Annotated in this window: 15 protein-coding genes; 2 read left to right on the top strand and 13 right to left on the bottom strand. The window is 64.7% G+C overall.

Features of this window, described 5'->3' with window-relative positions; translation table 11 throughout:
- Window positions 1-125: 125 nt before the first annotated feature.
- From asd to VLK31_RS01930, 6 genes are all read right to left on the bottom strand, one after another.
- A complete protein-coding gene (asd, locus tag VLK31_RS01955) occupies window positions 126-1,295 on the bottom strand; it encodes an aspartate-semialdehyde dehydrogenase (protein ID WP_409166683.1) in 1,170 nt (389 codons plus the stop codon).
- Between the two features lie 93 nt (window positions 1,296-1,388).
- A complete protein-coding gene (gene leuB / locus VLK31_RS01950; protein WP_409166682.1) occupies window positions 1,389-2,477 on the bottom strand; it encodes a 3-isopropylmalate dehydrogenase in 1,089 nt (362 codons plus the stop codon).
- Between the two features lie 37 nt (window positions 2,478-2,514).
- Window positions 2,515-3,171: a 3-isopropylmalate dehydratase small subunit gene (leuD, locus tag VLK31_RS01945; RefSeq protein WP_409166681.1), complete on the bottom strand. Its 657-nt coding sequence runs from the start codon at window positions 3,169-3,171 to the stop codon at window positions 2,515-2,517.
- Window positions 3,172-3,188: 17 nt separating this feature from the next.
- A complete protein-coding gene (gene leuC, locus VLK31_RS01940) occupies window positions 3,189-4,610 on the bottom strand; it encodes a 3-isopropylmalate dehydratase large subunit (protein ID WP_409166680.1) in 1,422 nt (473 codons plus the stop codon).
- A 41-nt stretch (window positions 4,611-4,651) separates the two neighbouring features.
- Complete coding sequence (locus tag VLK31_RS01935) at window positions 4,652-5,608, bottom strand: LysR substrate-binding domain-containing protein (RefSeq protein WP_409166679.1); 957 nt, start codon at window positions 5,606-5,608, stop codon at window positions 4,652-4,654.
- Window positions 5,595-5,774 (bottom strand): hypothetical protein, encoded by a 180-nt coding sequence (locus VLK31_RS01930; protein WP_409166678.1) that lies wholly within the window; start codon window positions 5,772-5,774, stop codon window positions 5,595-5,597. Before VLK31_RS01930 ends, VLK31_RS01935 begins: the two co-directional genes overlap by 14 nt.
- A gap of 177 nt (window positions 5,775-5,951) precedes the next feature.
- On the opposite strand from VLK31_RS01930, the gene VLK31_RS01925 reads away from it, so the two are divergent.
- Window positions 5,952-7,613, top strand: coding sequence for a peroxidase family protein (locus VLK31_RS01925; protein ID WP_409166677.1), 1,662 nt, complete (start codon window positions 5,952-5,954; stop codon window positions 7,611-7,613).
- A 53-nt stretch (window positions 7,614-7,666) separates the two neighbouring features.
- Here VLK31_RS01925 and gltA read toward each other — a convergent pair whose 3' ends face one another.
- The 7 genes from gltA to VLK31_RS01890 all read right to left on the bottom strand — a co-directional run bounded on the left by gltA (window position 7,667) and on the right by VLK31_RS01890 (window position 13,701).
- Window positions 7,667-8,977, bottom strand: a complete 1,311-nt coding sequence (gltA, locus tag VLK31_RS01920) for a citrate synthase (RefSeq protein WP_116908244.1) — start codon at window positions 8,975-8,977, stop codon at window positions 7,667-7,669.
- A gap of 24 nt (window positions 8,978-9,001) precedes the next feature.
- Window positions 9,002-9,316 (bottom strand): succinate dehydrogenase assembly factor 2, encoded by a 315-nt coding sequence (locus tag VLK31_RS01915; RefSeq protein WP_409166676.1) that lies wholly within the window; start codon window positions 9,314-9,316, stop codon window positions 9,002-9,004.
- A gap of 28 nt (window positions 9,317-9,344) precedes the next feature.
- Window positions 9,345-10,046 carry a succinate dehydrogenase iron-sulfur subunit gene (locus VLK31_RS01910; protein ID WP_409166675.1) on the bottom strand — a complete coding sequence of 234 codons (702 nt, stop codon included), beginning with the start codon at window positions 10,044-10,046 and terminating at the stop codon, window positions 9,345-9,347.
- Window positions 10,047-10,068: 22 nt separating this feature from the next.
- Window positions 10,069-11,877 carry a succinate dehydrogenase flavoprotein subunit gene (sdhA, locus tag VLK31_RS01905; protein WP_409166674.1) on the bottom strand — a complete coding sequence of 603 codons (1,809 nt, stop codon included), beginning with the start codon at window positions 11,875-11,877 and terminating at the stop codon, window positions 10,069-10,071.
- 7 nt (window positions 11,878-11,884) lie between these two features.
- On the bottom strand, window positions 11,885-12,250 hold the full coding sequence (sdhD, locus tag VLK31_RS01900; protein ID WP_409166673.1) for a succinate dehydrogenase, hydrophobic membrane anchor protein: 366 nt from the start codon (window positions 12,248-12,250) through the stop codon (window positions 11,885-11,887).
- Window positions 12,251-12,265: 15 nt separating this feature from the next.
- Window positions 12,266-12,712: a succinate dehydrogenase, cytochrome b556 subunit gene (sdhC, locus tag VLK31_RS01895; RefSeq protein WP_409166672.1), complete on the bottom strand. Its 447-nt coding sequence runs from the start codon at window positions 12,710-12,712 to the stop codon at window positions 12,266-12,268.
- A gap of 230 nt (window positions 12,713-12,942) precedes the next feature.
- A complete protein-coding gene (locus tag VLK31_RS01890; protein WP_409166671.1) occupies window positions 12,943-13,701 on the bottom strand; it encodes a GntR family transcriptional regulator in 759 nt (252 codons plus the stop codon).
- Between the two features lie 183 nt (window positions 13,702-13,884).
- On the opposite strand from VLK31_RS01890, the gene VLK31_RS01885 reads away from it, so the two are divergent.
- On the top strand, window positions 13,885-14,871 hold the full coding sequence (locus VLK31_RS01885; protein WP_409166670.1) for a malate dehydrogenase: 987 nt from the start codon (window positions 13,885-13,887) through the stop codon (window positions 14,869-14,871).

The following is a 14,871-nucleotide window of genomic DNA, read 5'->3' as shown; positions in this document are numbered from 1 at the left end:
AGCATCAACATCGTGCACTGACAAGGCACTGCGCCCGTTCTACCCAGTGCGCGCATACTTACGATCACATTCACTGTTGCCAATTGGCAACAATTCGTGTTTCAAAAGGCGCTGAGCGACCCATATCAGGCTTCGAGCAGGATGCGCAGCATGCGACGCAGCGGTTCTGCGGCGCCCCACAGCAGTTGGTCACCGATGGTGAAGGCACCCACATATTCGGGGCCCATTGCCAGCTTGCGGATGCGGCCGACCGGAATGTCCATGGTGCCCGTCACCGCCACCGGCGTCAGGTCCTTCACCGTGGCTTCGCGGGTGTTCGGCACCACCTTCGCCCAGGGATTGTCGGCGGCGATCAGCGCTTCGATGTCGGCCAGCGGCACGTTCTTCTTGAGCTTGAAGGTCAGGGCCTGGCTGTGGCAGCGCATGGCGCCAATGCGCACGCAGAAGCCGTCGACCGGCGTGGCGGCGGTGCCGAAGCCCGCGCCCTGGCCCAGGATCTTGTTGGTTTCGGCGCCGCCCTTCCACTCTTCCTTGGACATGCCCCATTCGGCATCGTCCTGGCTCTTGCCCAGGCCCAGGTCCTTGTCGATCCAGGGGATCAGCGAACCACCCAGCGGCGCGCCGAAGTTGGCCGTTTCAGCCGCGCTCAGGTTCTGCTGCTTGTGCAGCACCTTGCGGTCGATCTCGAGAATGGCCGACTTCGGGTCGTCCAGCAGGGCGCGCACTTCGGTGTTCAGGGTGCCGAACTGGGTCAGCAGCTCGCGCATGTGCTGCGCGCCGCCGCCCGAGGCTGCCTGGTAGGTCATGCTGGTCATCCACTCGACCAGGCCGGCCTTGTAGAGGGCGCCCACGCCCATGAGCATGCAGCTCACGGTGCAGTTGCCGCCGATCCAGTTCTTGCCACCCTTAGCCAGCGCGTTCTCGATCACCGGCAGGTTGACGGGGTCGAGCACGATGATGGCGTCGTCCTTCATGCGAAGGGTGGAGGCGGCATCGATCCAGTGGCCGTTCCAGCCGGCGGCGCGCAGCTTGGGGAACACCTCGCTGGTGTAGTCGCCGCCCTGGCAGGTGATGACGATGTCGCACTTCTTCAGTGCCTCGATGTCGTTCGCAGCCTTCAGCGCGGTCTCGTTCTTGGCCATTGCCGGAGCCTTGCCGCCGGCGTTGGAGGTCGAGAAGAAGATCGGCTCGATGAGCCCGAAGTCGCCTTCGGCCTGCATGCGGTCCATCAGGACCGAGCCGACCATGCCGCGCCAGCCTACGAGGCCGACCAGAGGTTGAGATGCGTTCGCCATTTCAGTTTGCCCTTTGATGAAAAAAGAAAAAATTTGCTCTTTTTTGCCCCCGACTCGTCGAGCCGGGGAGGGGCGTGACGAAGCGGGCTGCGGTTAGCCGGTAATCGTCTTTTTGGTGATTGCTGCAACGACCGCGTCGCCCATTTCGCGGGTGCCGACGCGCTTCGTGCCTTCCGACCAGATGTCGCCCGTGCGCAGCCCGGAGGCAAGCACATGCTTCACCGCCGACTCGATACGGTCGGCAGCCTCGGGTTGGTTGAGTGAGAAGCGGAGCATCATGGCAGCGGACAGGATTGTAGCCAAAGGATTGGCAACCCCTTTGCCCGCAATGTCGGGTGCGCTGCCGTGGCTCGGCTCGTACAGGCCCTGGTTGCTCGAATTGAGCGACGCCGAGGGCAGCATGCCGATGGAACCGGTGAGCATCGCGGCCTCGTCCGAGAGGATGTCGCCGAACATGTTGCCGGTGACCACCACATCGAACTTCTTGGGCGCCTTCACGAGCTGCATGGCCGCGTTGTCGACGTACATGTGGTCGAGCTCGACGTCCGGATACTCCTTGCCAATCTCGGTGACGATGTCCTTCCAGAACTGGAAAGTCTCCAGCACGTTGGCCTTGTCCACGCTGGTCACACGCTTGCTGCGCTTGCGGGCTGCTTCGAAGGCCACGCGGGCGATGCGTTCGACCTCGGGGCGCGAATAGCGCATCGTGTCGAAGGCTTCCTCGGCACCCGGAAAGTGACCGTCGGTGGCCACGCGGCGCCCGCGCGGCTGGCCGAAGTAGATGTCGCCGGTCAGCTCGCGAATGATCAGGATGTCCAGCCCCGAAATCAGCTCGGGCTTCAGGCTCGACGCGTCCACCAGCTGCTCGTAGCAGATGGCGGGGCGGAAGTTGGCGAACAGGCCCAGGTTCTTGCGCAGGCCCAGGATGGCCTGCTCGGGCCGCAGCGGGCGGTCGAGCTTGTCGTACTTCCAGTCGCCCACGGCGCCGAACAGCACCGCGTCGGATTCCTTGGCGAGCTTGAGCGTCGACTCGGGCAGCGGGTGGCCGTGCGCCTCGTAGGCCGCGCCGCCGACCAGGGCCGATTCCATTTCGAACTTCAGGTCGAGCACGTCGAGCACCTTGACGGCCTCGGCCACAATTTCGGTACCGATGCCGTCACCCGGGAGAACTGCGATTTTCATTTTTGTCGTGTGTTGAAGAGATGAAGGGGAGCCACGCTCAGGCGTTCGGCAGCATCGTGTGCGCGAGCCACGGCTTCTGCGCCAGGCGCTCGGCCTCGAAGGCTTTGATCTTGTCCTTGTGGCGCAGCGTGAGGCCAATGTCGTCCAGCCCGTTGACCAGGCAGTACTTGCGAAAAGCCTGCACGTCGAATGCCAGCTCGCCGCCGTCGGGCTTCACCACCACCTGGCGTTCCAGGTCGACTGTCAGCGTGTAGCCGGGGAATGCCAACGCCTCGTCGAACAGCTGGGCGACCTGTGCCTCGGGCAACACGATCGGCAGCAGGCCGTTCTTGAAGCTGTTGTTGAAGAAGATGTCCGCGTAGCTGGGCGCAATGATCGCGCGAAAGCCGTACTGGTCGAGTGCCCACGGCGCATGTTCGCGCGACGAGCCGCAGCCGAAGTTCTTGCGCGCCAGCAGCACCGAGGCGCCGGCATAGCGCTGCTGATTCAGCACGAAGTCGGGGTTGGGCTTGCGGCTGGCCGGGTCCTGGCCCGGAAAGCCGGCGTCCAGGTAGCGCCATTCGTCGAACAGGTTCACGCCGAAGCCGGTCTTCTTGATCGACTTCAGGAACTGCTTGGGAATGATCGCGTCGGTGTCGACGTTCTCGCGGTCCATGGGGGCCACGAGGCCCTTGTGCACGGTGAATTTCTGCATGTGGATCTCTTGTGTGTTCAGGCGAACGTACGAACGTCGACGAAGTGGCCGTGCACCGCGGCAGCGGCGGCCATGGCCGGGCTCACGAGGTGGGTGCGGCCACCGGCCCCCTGGCGGCCTTCGAAGTTGCGGTTGCTGGTCGATGCGCAGCGCTCGCCGGGTTCCAGGCGGTCGGCGTTCATGGCCAGGCACATCGAGCAGCCGGGTTCGCGCCATTCGAAACCCGCGGCCTTGAAGATCAGGTCGAGCCCTTCGCGCTCGGCCTGTTCCTTCACCACGCCCGAACCAGGCACGACCATCGCGAGCTTCACGTTCTTGGCGACCTTCTGGCCCAGCTTCTTCACCACGGCAGCGGCTTCGCGCATGTCCTCGATGCGGCTGTTGGTGCACGAGCCGATGAACACCTTGTCGATGAAGATGTCGTTCATGGCCTTGTTGGGCTCCAGGCCCATGTAGACCAGCGCGCGCTCGATGGCGCCACGCTTGCTGGGGTCCTTTTCCTTGTCGGGGTCGGGCACGCGGCCGTTGATGTCGACCACCATCTCGGGCGAGGTGCCCCAGGTGACTTGCGGCGGAATCTGCGCGGCGTCGAGCTCGACCACGGCGTCGAAGCTCGCGCCAGGGTCCGACTGCAGCGTGCGCCAGTAGGTGGCGGCCTGTTCCCACTCCACGCCGGTGGGCGCGAGCGGGCGGCCCTTCACGTAGCTGATGGTCTTTTCGTCGACCGCCACCAGACCGGCGCGCGCACCGGCCTCGATGGCCATGTTGCACACCGTCATGCGGCCTTCCATGCTCAGGTCGCGAATGGCCTGGCCCGCGAATTCGATGGTGTAGCCCGTGCCGCCGGCGGTGCCGATCTTGCCGATGATGGCCAGCACGATGTCCTTGGCCGTGCAGCCCAGGGGCAGCTTGCCGTCGACCTTCACGAGCATGTTCTTCGCCTTCTTGCCCAGCAACGTCTGCGTGGCCATCACGTGCTCGACCTCGCTGGTGCCGATGCCGTGCGCCAGCGCGCCGAACGCGCCGTGCGTGGAGGTGTGCGAGTCGCCGCAGACCACCGTCATGCCCGGCAGCGTCGCGCCCGACTCGGGCCCGATCACGTGCACGATGCCCTGGCGCTTGCTCAGGAACGGAAAGAACGCGGCCGCGCCGAATTCGGCGATGTTGTTGTCCAGCGTGGTGACCTGCTCCTTGCTGGTCGGGTCGGCAATGCCTTCATAGCCGCGCTCCCAGCCGGTGGTGGGCGTGTTGTGGTCGGCCGTGGCCACCACCGAGCTGATGCGCCACAGCTTGCGGCCGGCTTCGCGCAGGCCTTCGAACGCCTGCGGGCTGGTCACTTCGTGCACCAGGTGGCGGTCGATGTAGAGGATTGCGGTGCCGTCGTCCTCGGTGTGGACGACGTGTTCGTCCCAGATCTTGTCGTAGAGCGTGCGTGCCATTTTTGTCTTTCGTGGGGAAATGGATTGTCTGTTCTTGTGCGTCAGGCCGCGAGCGGCTGACCGTCCGCGGCAGTGTCTGCGGCCGCGGCGTGAAGGTGATTGACCAGCGTGCGCGCCGCCACGGGCAGCGTCGAAAAATCGCGCGCCACCAGGCGAATTTCGCGCGCAGCCCAGGCGTCGTTGAGCATCACGCTGACCAGCCCGCGCCCGATGCCATCGCGCATCAACTCGAACGCGCGCTGCGGCATCACGCCGATGCCCAGGCCGTTTTCGATCATCCGGCACATCGCGTCCAGGCCCGTCACGTGAATGCGCAGCTTCACGCTGCGCGCGGCCGCCAGCGCGGCCTCGTGCATGGCGACATAGATCGAACTGTTGGTGTGCAGCCCGACGTGGTCGAAGGCCAGCGAATCGACGAAATCGATTGCGCGCTGCGCCGCCAGAGGGTGGCCCGTGGGCACGATGAGCGCCAGGCGGTCATGGCGGTAAGACAGGCTCTGCAGCTCGCCCGCGCCGCCCGCCACGTGGCACACGCCAAGGTCGGCCGCGCCTTCCTGCACCGCGCGAATCACCTCGCTGCTCAGGTGCTCTTCCAGGTCGATCTTGATGGCTTCATGGGCGCGCGTGAACACGCCCAGGTCTTCGGGCAGGAACTGCACGATGGCCGAAATGTTGGCGTGCACCCGCACATGGCCGCGCACGCCGTCGGCGTATTCGCTGAGCTCGCCCTGCATCTTCTCCAGGCTGTACAGCACCGAGCGCGCGTGGTGCAGCAGGCTTTCGCCCGCGGGCGTGAGGTCTACACCGCGTGCATGGCGGTAGAGCAGGGTGGTGCCGAGCGTGGCCTCCAGGTCGGACAGCCGCTTGCTGATGGCCGACGCCGCAATGAACTCGCGCTCCGCCGCGCGGCCGATGCTGCCCAGTTCGCACACGGCAACGAACAGCTGCAGCGACGTGAGGTCGATGCGACGGGCAAAGTTGCGTTCAGAAGTACTCATGGGGTTGGGCATCGCGGCTGGCGATGGGGAAGGCTATTTTCCCTGTTTTTTGACGCCTATTCATCGCAATCCGAGAGGGGTCGATTTCCGCTTCACGATGAGCCACCTCGCCATTTGCGCCCGCCGGAGCATCGAATGCATGGTGCTTGGCGTGTCCCTCGGCCATTCGCCGCTAGTGCGTTAGCACTATGGACGCGGGCGCGCACCGGGTCTCCAATCGCCTCCGACGTCAACGTACAACGCAAATCGCGCTCTCCCGGCCAGAGGTCGCCAATGCCAATCGCCTCTCCCGCGCTCTATCGCGCGCCGGGAGGGACTCGACCAATCCATCGAGGAGTTCAGCATGAGTGACATGGGACATGGCGTCGTCGGGCGACGCGTAACGGAATTCACGTCGATGCTGCCGCTGCGCGCGGCCAGCTACGACATGCAGGCGCTGGCCAAGCTGGCAGCGGACATGAAGGGCGACGTCGACACCGTCAAGGACGGACCCGACCCGGAAGAAAACATCCTGGTGCCCGCGGGCTACACCTACTTCGGGCAAATGGTCGACCACGACCTGACCTTCGACAGCACCTCCACGCTCGACCCCGAAACGGGCAGCGCGCCCACCAACCTGCGAACCCCGCGCTTCGACCTCGACTGCCTCTACGGCGACGGCCCCGATGCCCAGCCCTTCATGTACGACGCGGCGGGCGAAAAGCTGCTGTTCAAGAACGACCCGCCGGGCTCGTCCACAGGCCCCAAGGCAGTGGCCGCGCGCGACCTGCTGCGCAACCCGAACGGGCGCGCCATCATCGGCGACAAGCGCAACGACGAGAACTCGATCGTGAGCCAGCTGCAGCTCGCGTTCGTGAAGTATCACAACGCCGTGGTCGATGCGCTGAAGACGCGTGCCCCGTCGACCTGGAGCGTGCCCGACCGGCTCTTTCCGTCGGCGCGCAACGAGGTGCGCTGGACGTACCAGCGCCTGCTGGTCGACGACTTCCTGCCGCGCATCATCCACGCCGAGGTGCTCGACAACCTGCACCACCGTACCCCCGACGAGCGCGCACCCAACTACGCGCTCTATCCGCCCGAGAAGCGCTACAACCTGCCACGCGAGTTCGTGGCCGCCGCCTATCGCTTCGGGCATTCGGGCGTGCGCACCGGCTACCGCATGAACGCGGGCACGGGCAACCGCTTCAGCATCTTTCCGGCCAGCAACGATCCGACGACCACGGCCGGCGCCGACAGCCTGCTGGGCTTCGACCCGATCACCAACAACCAGGTCATCGACGATTGGGGGCGCTTCTTTCCCAAGACGCTGCCGCTGGTGTTGCCGACCGAATCGCGCGCCACCGCTGCCGACGAAACAGAGAGCGTGGCCGTGCGGCTGCAGTTCGCCTACAAGCTCGACCCGACGCTGGTCGATCCACTGGGCGTGCTGCCGCGTGCCCAGGTGGCCGGCGAGGGCACGGCCGAGCAGGCGGGCGAGCTCATCGCGCCCGCCAAGCTGCCCGACACCGTGGTGACGCCGCCGCGCCCGTCGCTCGCGTTGCTGAACCTGCTGCGCGGCAACAGCTATCGCGTTGCCAGCGGCCAGGCCGTGGCTGCGGCGCTGATGGCGGCCGGCCTGCCGTGCACGCCGCTGCACAAGGCGCAGCTCGTGATTCGCCGGCCCGGCACGGCGGACGGCACCTTCAAGTTCGTGCCGATCACGCCCGCGCTCGAAAGCGCCACGCCGCTGTGGTTCTACGTGTTGGCGGAGGCCCAGGCGCCGCTTGTCGCGGCGCTCGGCCACAAGCAGTTCAACGAAGACCTGCTGCTCACGGGGCCCGGCGCGCAGACCCAGCTGGGATGGGTCGGCGGGCGCATCGTGGCCGAGGTGTTCTACGGCCTGCTCGATGCCGATGCCGATTCGGTCTTCAACGCGGCGCCCCCAGGCTGGCAGCCCATGCTGGCCACGGGCGCGCCGCTGGTGGTGCGCAGCCTGCTGCACTTTGCCGACGCATCGAACGCCTGAAACGAAAAAAGCTGCCCGAAGGCAGCTTTTTCATTGGCTTGCAACAGCGCGGATCAGCGGGCCGTGATCGGCTTCACATCACGCTTGGGCGAGCCTTCGAACAGCTGGCGCGGGCGGCCGATCTTGTACTCGGGGTCGCCGATCATTTCGTTCAGCTGGGCGATCCAGCCCACGGTGCGGGCCAGCGCGAAGATCGCGGTGAACAGCGGCACGGGGATGCCGATGGCGCGCTGCACGATGCCCGAGTAGAAGTCGACGTTCGGGTACAGCTTGCGCGACACGAAGTATTCGTCTTCCAGGGCGATCTTTTCCAGTTCCTTGGCCAGCTTGAACAGCGGGTCGTTTTCCAGGCCCAGCTCGGTCAGCACTTCGTTGCAGGTTTCCTGCATCAGCTTGGCGCGCGGGTCGTAGTTCTTGTACACGCGGTGGCCAAAGCCCATGAGCTTGACGTTCGAGTTCTTGTCCTTGACCTTCTTGATGAACTCGCCGATCTTCTCGACGCCGCCTTCCTTCTGGATGTCGTACAGCATGTTCAGTGCTGCTTCGTTGGCGCCGCCGTGTGCAGGGCCCCAGAGGCAGGCCACGCCGGCCGCAATGGCCGCGAAGGGGTTGGTGCCCGACGAGCCGCACAGGCGCACCGTGGAGGTCGATGCGTTCTGCTCGTGGTCTGCGTGCAGGATGAAGATGCGGTCGAGCGCGCGCTCGAGCACCGGGTTCACCTTGTACTCTTCGCACGGCGTGGCAAACATCATGTGCAGGAAGTTGCCCGCGTAGCTCAGGTCGTTCTTCGGGTACATGTACGGCTGGCCGATCGTGTACTTGTACGCCATGGCCACCAGCGTGGGCATCTTCGCGATCAGGCGGATCGCGGCAATCTCGCGATGCTCCGGATTGTTGATGTCCGTGCTGTCGTGATAGAAGGCCGACAGGGCGCCCACGAGGCCGGTCATGATGGCCATCGGGTGGGCATCGCGACGGAAACCGCGCAGGAAGAACTGCATCTGCTCGTTCACCATGGTGTGGTTCGTCACCACCTTGGTGAAGTCTTCCTTCTTGGCCTGGTCCGGCAGTTCACCGTACAGCAGCAGGTGACATGTTTCCAGAAAGTCGCAGTTGGTGGCCAACTGCTCGATGGGGTAGCCGCGGTACAGCAGCTCGCCCTTGTCGCCGTCGATGTACGTGATGGCCGACTGGCAGGCAGCGGTCGACATGAAGCCCGGGTCGTACGTGAACATGCCGGTCTGTGCGTACAGCTTGCGGATGTCGATCACGTCGGGGCCCACGGTGCCCTTGTAGATCGGCAGGTCGACGCTGTCGCCGCCGTTGCTGAACGACAGCGTGGCCTTGGTATCGGATGCTTTCATTTCGGTTTACTTTCAGAGGTGGATTCAGGACGAAGGAGAAATGACGGGACGCTGAGCGCCGTCGGTGCGCATCAGCTGCAGCAATGCGGCCACTTCGGCCCCGGCCCATTCGGGCTCGGGCTCCTTTCTACGCAGGAGGAAGTCGAGGAGGTCGTTGTCCGACAGGTCCATCAGTGTCTCCATCGCTCCCGCTTGACCGACGGTCATGCGGGCTTCGTGCCGCTCGAAGAAGCGGGCGATGAACAGGTCGTTCTCGAGCAGTCCGCGCCGGCAGCGCCATTTCAGCTTGCTGAGCGCACGTTCGCTGAGCGGCTGGTCGGAGTCGGCGGCGGTTTGCATGGTGGCGTCTCTGTGCAATGAATCAGGCTCAGATGGCGCGACGCACCATCAGTTCCTTGATCTTGCCGATGGCCTTGGTCGGGTTCAGGTTCTTCGGGCACACGTCCACGCAGTTCATGATCGTGTGGCAGCGGAACAGGCGGTACGGGTCTTCCAGGTTGTCCAGGCGCTCGGCGGTGGCTTCGTCGCGGCTGTCGGCGATGAAGCGGTAGGCCTGCAGCAGGCCGGCGGGGCCCACGAACTTGTCGGGGTTCCACCAGAAGCTGGGGCAGCTCGTGGAGCAGCTGGCGCAAAGAATGCACTCGTACAGGCCGTCGAGCTCTTCACGCTCTTCGGGCGACTGCAGGCGTTCCTTCTCGGGCGGCACGTTGTCGTTCTGCAGGTACGGCTTGATGGAGTTGTACTGCTTGAAGAACTGCGTCATGTCCACGATCAGGTCGCGAATGACGGGCAGGCCCGGCAGCGGCTTCAACACGATCGTGCCCTTGAGCGTGAGCATGTTGGTCAGGCAGGCGAGGCCGTTCTTGCCGTTGATGTTCATCGCGTCGGAGCCGCAGACGCCTTCGCGGCACGAGCGGCGGAACGACAGCGTGGGGTCCTGCGCCTTGAGCTTCATCAGGGCGTCCAGCAGCATGCGCTCGTGGCCGTCGAGTTCGACCTCGACCGTCTGCATGTAGGGCTTGGCGTCCTTGTCCGGGTCGTAGCGGTAGATCTGGAATGTGCGCTTCATCGTATGGACCTTGTAAATATTCTTAGAACGTGCGGACTTTGGGCGGCACGGAAGCCACCGTCAGCGGCTGCAGCTTGACGGGCTTGTACGAGAGGCGGTTGTCCTCGCTGTACCAGAGCGTGTGCTTCATCCAGTTGACGTCGTCGCGGCCCAGCGGTGCGACCGGATCGTCCGCGGGACGCTCGTAGTCTTCCACCGTGTGGGCGCCACGGCATTCCCTGCGGGCGGCCGCCGAGACCATGGTGGCCTGCGCCACTTCGATCAGGTTGTCGACTTCCAGCGCTTCGATGCGCGCGGTGTTGAACACCTTGGACTTGTCCTTCAGGCCGATCGCCTTGACGCGCTCGCGCACGGCGGCGATCTTGAGCACGCCTTCGTCCATCGAGGCTTGCTTGCGGAACACGGCGGCATGCTGCTGCATGACGGCGCGGATCTCGCCGGCCACGTCCTGCGCGTATTCGCCCTCGGTGGTCGACTCCAGGCGGTTCAGCCGCTCCAGCGAGCGGTCCGCCGCGTCGGTCGGCAGGGCCTTGTGTTCCTTGAGCTTGTCGTTGAACTGCACGATGTGGTTGCCGGCCGCGCGGCCGAACACCAGCAGGTCGAGCAGCGAGTTGGTGCCCAGGCGGTTGGCGCCGTGCACGCTCACGCAGGAGCATTCGCCCACGGCGTAGAGGCCGTTCACCACGGCGCTGTTCTCTTCACCCTTCTGGATGACGACTTGGCCGTTGATGTTGGTCGGGATGCCGCCCATCTGGTAATGGATGGTGGGCACCACCGGAATCGGCTCCTTGGTGACGTCGACGTTGGCAAAGTTGATGCCGATTTCGTAGACCGACGGCAGCCGCTTGTGGATGGTTTCTGCGCCCAGGTGGTCCAGCTTCATGTGGATGTAGTCCTTGTTGGGACCACAGCCACGGCCTTCCTTGATTTCCTGGTCCATCGAGCGCGACACGAAGTCGCGCGGTGCCAGGTCCTTCAGGGTGGGCGCATAGCGCTCCATGAAGCGTTCGCCGTTGCTGTTCAGCAGAATGGCGCCTTCGCCGCGGCAGCCTTCGGTCAGCAGCACGCCCGCGCCGGCCACGCCGGTGGGGTGGAACTGCCAGAACTCCATGTCCTGCAGCGGAATGCCCGAACGTGCGGCCATGCCCAGGCCGTCGCCGGTGTTGATGAACGCGTTGGTCGAGGCGCCGAAGATGCGGCCTGCACCGCCGGTGGCCAGCAGCACGGTCTTGGCCTGCAGGATGTGCAGGTCGCCGGTTTCCATTTCGAGTGCGGTCACGCCGACCACGTCGCCTTCGTCGTCACGGATGAGGTCGAGCGCCATCCATTCCACGAAGAACTGGGTGCGGGCTTCCACGTTCTTTTGGTAGAGCGTGTGCAGCATCGCGTGGCCGGTGCGGTCGGCCGCGGCGCAGGCGCGTTGCACGGCCTTTTCGCCGTAGTTGGCGGTGTGGCCGCCGAACGGGCGCTGGTAGATGGTGCCGTCGGGGTTGCGGTCGAACGGCATGCCGAAGTGTTCGAGCTCGTACACCACCTTGGGTGCTTCACGGCACATGAACTCGATCGCGTCCTGGTCGCCGAGCCAGTCGGAGCCCTTGATCGTGTCGTAGAAGTGGTAGTGCCAGTTGTCTTCGCTCATGTTGCCGAGCGATGCGCCCACGCCGCCCTGGGCCGCCACGGTGTGCGAACGCGTGGGAAACACCTTGGACAGCACGGCCACGTTGAGGCCGGCACGTGCCAGTTGCAGCGAGGCGCGCATGCCGGAGCCGCCGGCACCAACGATCACGACGTCGAACTTGCGCTTGGTGATTTTGTCTTTTGTGTAAGTCATGGGGAGCTCAGATCTTCCAAAGCACTTGAATCGCCCAACCCGCACAACCGACAAGCCAGACGATGGTGAAAATTTGCAGCACGAGACGGATGCCGACGGGCTGGACGTAGTCCATCCACACGTCGCGCATGCCAACCCACACGTGATAGAGCAGGGCGATGATCACGGAGAACGTGAGCACCTTCATCCACTGCGCGGCGAAGATGCCGGCCCACAGGTCGTAGCCGATGGGGCCGCGGGAGAAGATCAGCTGCGCGAGCAGGATGATCGTGAAGAGGGCCATCAGGCCGCCGGTGATGCGCTGGCTGAGCCAGTCGCGCAGACCGTAATGCGCGCCGACGACGATGCGCTTGGAACCGTAATTCACAGACATGGTGGGCTTTTCTTCTCAGTACAGGCCGAACAACTTGGCGCCGAGCACCACGGTGAGCAGGATGCTCAGGGACAGCGTGACCAGGGCGGAGCTGTGACCGAATTCCTTGGTGACCGCCGCGTGGCTCACGTCCATCCAGAGGTGGCGCAGGCCGGCAATGAAGTGGTGCAGGTAGGCCCAGATGAGCGCGAGTGCGACCAGCTTGAAGAACCACCCCGGCGCAAAGCCGACGCCGATGTTGAAGGCGGCCTTGAATCTGGCGAACGAGTAGTCAGATGACAGCGACGTGTCGAACATCCAGATGATGAACGGCAGCAGAAGGAACATGATCACGCCGCTCACGCGGTGCAGGATCGACACGATGCCGGCCGGCGGCAGCCGGTAGGTCGTGAGGTCGGTGAACGCATTGATGTTGCGGAATTCGCGACGCGGCGGCCGGGGGGGTGTTGCAAGCTCTGACATGGGGGATTGCTTTCGTGGCTTGGTGACTTGTTCTGAGAGCGAACGCTTTTGTTTCTTATGCGGAAATGCAAACAACGCAAAATTCTATTGCAATGCACCATCGGGCAGCGGACACGCACGAGTCGGCGCACCATTGCAGTCGGATGCTATTGACTTCGTAGCACGTCGCACGGGTTGTGTGCGCACGTTGGCGCACCAAGGTTCGGCCTGTGTCGTCTGCATCATCGGGGTCAGCCCAGCTGGTTTCTGTAGTGGTGCGTGTCGGTGCGGTAGAGGCCGCGGCGCAGCTCCATCGGCATGTCATGGTAGGTGTGCGCGACGCGCTCCACACTCAGCAGGGGCATCTGGCGCGGCACGTCGAGCAGGCGGGCCTGTTCGGCGTCGGGCAGCACGGCGCGGATCTTTTCCTCGGCTCGCACCATGCGCACGCCGAATTCCGTCTCGAACAGCGCGTACATCGGCCCGGGCCACGCGCGCAGCCGCTCGGCGGTGAGGCCCTTGAACGGGGTGCCGGGCAGCCAGAGGTCTTCGAGGATGGTCGGCACGCCGCCGTAGGCCAGCACGCGGCCCACCTGCAGCACGGCGTCGCCGGTGCGCAGGCCCAGCGCGCGCGCCACGTCGGCCGAGGCGCGCAGCCGCTTGCAGTCGACGATGGTGCGCACCGCGGGGCCCTCGGTGCTCGGGTCGCCCGCGTCGGGCAGCAGCTTGAGGAAGCGGTACTGCACATGCTGCTCGGCATGCGTGGCCACGAAAGTGCCCTTGCCCTGGCGGCGCACCACCAGGTTTTCAGCCGACAGCTCGTCGATGGCCTTGCGCACCGTGCCCTGGCTCACGCGGTAGCGCGCGGCCAGGTCCATCTCGCTGGGGATGGGCTCGCCGGGCTTCCACTCGCCCGCCTGCAGGCTCTGCAGGATCAGGGTCTTGATCTGCTGGTAGAGCGGACTGAAGGACGGCGTCGTGGGCTCGTCGAGGGTGGTGGGCGTGTTCATGGCAGCGGTGGGGTGCGCCTTGGCGGGGCCCCGAGAGGATATCTTATATAAGACATAAGACGGCCCTCATTGAATCGGCTTAAAATATTGCGGTTTCGCTGCGGGAGGGTATTTCGCCCCGCCGGAGCCCCTGGCGCCCCACGAGAGCGCCGACACCGTTTCATTACCTTCTGGAGTCTTCCCATGAGCAAAAAGCCCGTTCGCGTTGCCGTTACCGGTGCCGCCGGTCAAATCGGTTACGCCCTGTTGTTCCGTATTGCATCCGGCGAAATGCTCGGCAAAGACCAGCCGGTCATCCTGCAACTGCTTGAAATCCCCGACGAGAAGGCCCAGAAGGCGCTCAAGGGCGTGATGATGGAGCTCGACGACTGCGCCTTCCCGCTGCTGGCCGGCATGGAAGCCCACGGCGACCCGATGACCGCCTTCAAGGACGCCGACTACGCACTGCTGGTCGGTTCGCGTCCCCGCGGCCCCGGCATGGAACGTGCCGAACTGCTGGCCGTGAACGGCGCCATCTTCACTGCGCAAGGCAAGGCCCTCAACGCCGTGGCCAGCCGCAATGTCAAGGTGCTGGTGGTGGGCAACCCCGCCAACACCAACGCCTACATCGCCATGAAGAGCGCGCCTGACCTGCCGCGCAAGAACTTCACCGCCATGCTGCGCCTGGACCACAACCGTGCCGCCAGCCAGATCGCCGCCAAGACCGGCAAGGCCGTGGCCGACATCGAAAAGCTCACCGTCTGGGGCAACCACTCGCCCACGATGTACGCCGACTACCGCTTCGCCACCATCAACGGCGAAAGCGTTGCCAAGCTGATCAACGACCAGGAATGGAACGCCAACACGTTCCTGCCCACCGTGGGCAAGCGCGGCGCGGCCATCATCGAAGCACGCGGCCTGTCGTCGGCTGCCTCGGCCGCCAACGCCGCCATCGACCACATGCGCGACTGGGCCCTGGGCACCAACGGCAAGTGGGTCACCATGGGCATTCCGTCGGACGGCCAGTACGGCATTCCCAACGACGTGATGTTCGGCTTCCCGGTCACCTGCGAAAACGGTGAGTACAAGCTGGTCGAAGGCCTCGAGATCGACGCATTCAGCCAGGAACGCATCAACAAGACGCTCGAAGAGCTCGAAGGCGAACGCGCCGGCGTCGCCCACCTGCTGTAA

This window comes from Variovorax sp. H27-G14 (assembly GCF_046156345.1).
In the GTDB taxonomy this organism is placed as follows: Bacteria; Pseudomonadota; Gammaproteobacteria; order Burkholderiales; family Burkholderiaceae_C; genus Variovorax.
The sequence above is the reverse complement of the archived record's forward strand: the minus strand, read 5'-3'. Positions and strand labels throughout refer to the sequence as shown.